At 53.9% G+C, this 456-nt stretch carries 1 tRNA gene and 1 rRNA gene; both read left to right on the top strand.

What is annotated here, in order from left to right:
* Window positions 1-3 precede the first annotated feature (3 nt).
* Window positions 4-120 (top strand): 5S ribosomal RNA (gene rrf, locus H1S01_RS20805).
* Window positions 121-173: 53 nt separating this feature from the next.
* Window positions 174-249: transfer RNA gene (locus H1S01_RS20800), tRNA-Ala, on the top strand.
* Window positions 250-456: the final 207 nt, after the last annotated feature.

The following is a 456-nucleotide window of genomic DNA, read 5'->3' as shown; positions in this document are numbered from 1 at the left end:
TGATCTGGTGGCAATGGCGGAGGGGTCACACCCGTTCCCATCCCGAACACGGAAGTTAAGCCCTCCTGCGCCGATGGTACTTGGGACGTTGGTCCCTGGGAGAGTAGGTCGCTGCCGGATCGACCGGTTAACCAAGCCGGTATTACCGGATGCGTAACGTATCCGGTATAAATGGGGCTATAGCTCAGCTGGGAGAGCGCTTGAATGGCATTCAAGAGGTCAGCGGTTCGATCCCGCTTAGCTCCACCAATTTTATCAAGCCACTTGTCGCTGAACGGTGACAGGTTTGTTCCTTGAAAACTGCACAGAGGTAAAAGTAAAGCGCAAGCGATTTATGATAACTGGCCAGCAGTGCAAGCCGCAGGCGGAAGTCATGATCAAATAAGGTCAAGTTAGTAAGGGCATACGGTGGATGCCTAGGCGCTGAGAGGCGAAGAAGGGCGCGGATAACTGCGA

It is taken from the genome of Heliobacterium chlorum, assembly GCF_014502795.1.
Classification (GTDB): Bacteria; Bacillota; Desulfitobacteriia; order Heliobacteriales; family Heliobacteriaceae; genus Heliobacterium; species Heliobacterium chlorum.
This window is presented reverse-complemented; position numbering and strand designations above follow the sequence as displayed.